We start from the raw sequence: 2743 nt of genomic DNA, 5'->3' as shown, positions 1-2743 counted from the left end.
TTGGCGTGGCACCGCCGCCGTGGCGGTGGGCGGCGTGGTGGCCAGCCTGAGCCTGGCCGTGGCGCTCACGGTGATGGTGAGCAGCTTTCGCGGATCGGTCGGCCAGTGGCTGGATGCGGTGCTGCCCGCGCCGCTCTACCTGCGCCTGGCCAGTACGGCGGGAGCCACCGCCGGGGTGGACGATGCCGCGGCCTTTCCCCCCGGGTTCGACACCGCGGTGGCCCGGCTGCCGGGCGTGGCGCGCGTGCAGGCCCTGCGCACCAGCAGCCTCTTGCTGGACTCCGCCCGCCCCGCCATCGCACTGCTGGCCCGGCCGCTGGACGGCGACCCGGCCCAGGCGCTGCCGCTGGTGGGCACGCCGCTGCCCGTGCCGCCGGGGCGCATCGGCGTGTACGTGAGCGAGGCGGTGCTTGACCTGTACGGCGTGCAGCCCGGCATGGACTGGCCGGCGCTTTCACAGTCTTTTCGGCCGCTGGCGCAAGAAAGCTCCCGGCAGGTTGCTCCGTTTTTCATAGCGGGCGTGTGGCGCGACTATGTGCGCCAGTTCGGTGCGGTGACGCTGGACCGTGCGGACTTCCTGCGCCTGACCGGCGACACGCGCACGAACGACCTGGCGCTGTGGCCGCAACCGGATGCGGACGAGGCGGCGCTGCGCCAGTCGATCGAGCGGCTGGCCAATGCCTCATCGGAAGCAGCGGCAGCGGCAGCGGGCGGCGCGGCGATCCCGACGGGGGGCGCGCTGGAATTCGCGTCGGCGGCGGGCATCCGCGAACGCTCGCTGCGCATCTTCGACCGCAGCTTTGCCGTCACCTACTGGCTGCAGGCGGTGGCGATCGGCATCGGCCTGTTCGGCGTGGCCGCCAGCTTCAGCGCCCAGGTGCTGGCGCGACGCAAGGAATTCGGGCTGCTCGCGCACCTGGGCCTGACGCGCCCGCAGGTGCTGGCCGTGGTGGCCGGCGAAGGCGCCGCCTGGACCGCCATCGGTGCCGTGGCGGGCACCGTGCTGGGCCTGGCCGTGTCAGTGATGCTGGTGCACGTCGTCAACCCCCAGAGCTTTCATTGGACCATGGACCTGCGGGTGCCATGGCTGCGGTTGCTGGCGCTGTGCGCGGCCGTGCTGGCCACCGGCACGGTGACCGCCTGGCTGGCGGGGCGCGCGGCCGGGGGACGGCAGGCGGTGCTGGCCGTGAAGGAAGACTGGTAGGCGGGCTGACCTGCATCAACGAACGTGTGTGATCTGGCCTTCGCCATGGGCGTTTTCCCGAGTGATGCACCATCGTCACAGGCGTTAAATTTTGTTTGCAAGACAGTATTTATTTAGCGATGATGCGGCGTCGATAGTCAATTAGAAAACCGCAATGCGGACTCACACGGACATGGCTGACCGGGCAGGAGTGACCCGGTCGTCGAGCCTGTCCGGTCAAATCAAGGAATTCGGTATGAAACAAGCACTCGGGCGGCTCCTGGTTGGGTTGGCGACCGCTTTGGTCCTGTGCAGCCCCGCTGCCGCGCAATGGGTCTTTCCACCCGGTTCGTCGCTCGACGTTCCCGCGGGAGGCCAGACGGATCTGGGCTGCTCCGCGCTCGACATGCAGGGCACGCTGAACCTCAATGGCGGCACGGTGACCGTGGACACCGACGCCACCTTCAGTTCGGGCTCCAATGTCACGGGCAGCAATGGCGTCATTTCGGTGGGTGGCAATCTCATCTCCGGCGGCAACATCAATACCGGCAACAACACCGTGGTGCTGCGCGACGGCTGCGATCCCGGCAACACCAGCCAGATCAGCGGCAACTTCGTGTTCCAGAACCTGACCATCTCCAGCACCACCGGCCGCACCTTCGTGCTGCCCGCCGGCACGAACATCACCGTGCTGGGCACGCTCACCGTGCAAGGCGCTCCGGGGCAGAACGTGCAGCTCGTGTCGTCCAGCGGCAGCACGGCCGTGGTCAACCTGGGTCCCAACGCCACCGTGGTGCGCAACTTCGCCACTGTGACCGGCACCGTCCAGATCGGCGCCGCAACCGCCGTGGCAGCCATTCCGACGCTCAGCGAGTACGGCCTGATGCTGCTGTCGCTGCTGATCGGCATGGCCATGTTCTGGAAGCGGCGCGACATCGCGGCCCCTTCCCGCCGGATCGGCTGACGGACATCACCAGCGGGCCCAACCGCTGGAAAAGACATTCAACACACTGCTAGACAAGAGAGGGTTTCCCCATGTCCAAGAATCGCCTGCACCGCTACTGGGTCGTTCCCGCACTGAGTTCCGTCCTCGCCCTGCATGCCGCCGGTGTGCTGGCCGCGGACATCACCGTCACGCCCCCTGCCGGCGGAGGATTCGTGGTCAAGGGCCAGGGCGGCCAGGAACGCCTGCGCGTGCAAGGCACGGGTGAGGTCTATGTGCCCGGCCTGTCCGCCTCGCCGACCAACGCCAGCCTGACTTGCTACAACGCCGCCACGGGCCAGCTGACGCAATGCGCCCCTGGCGTGGGCACCGGTGCGACGGGCGCCACTGGAGCCACGGGGGCCACTGGCCCCACCGGCGCGACGGGCCCGGTGGGAGCCACCGGGGCCACGGGCGCCACCGGAGCGGGTGTCACAGGTGCCACGGGCGCAACAGGGGTGACCGGTGCCACGGGCGTCACCGGGGCGACCGGCGTGACGGGCGCCACTGGCGCGACAGGGGTGACCGGAGCCACGGGCACGACCGGCGCCACCGGCCCCCAAGGGATCCAGGGCGTG

General features: G+C 69.4%; 2 protein-coding genes and 1 pseudogene. All 3 read left to right on the top strand.

The genetic code is table 11. The annotated features are described in order from the left end of the window. Positions 1-1204: ABC transporter permease (locus AC27IO_RS22580; protein WP_498740877.1), on the top strand; the 1204-nt coding region annotated here is incomplete at its 5' end. 235 nt (positions 1205-1439) lie between these two features. Continuing rightward, entirely contained in the window at positions 1440-2147 is a 708-nt protein-coding gene (locus AC27IO_RS22575) for an IPTL-CTERM sorting domain-containing protein (RefSeq protein WP_284430112.1), read from the top strand. A gap of 71 nt (positions 2148-2218) precedes the next feature. Further along, positions 2219-2743, top strand: a pseudogene (locus AC27IO_RS22570) (collagen-like protein); the annotation flags it as partial.

The organism is Acidovorax sp. KNOB132 (assembly GCF_057541515.1).
Note: the sequence above shows the minus strand (reverse complement) of the source record. Positions and strands in the feature narration are given on the sequence as shown.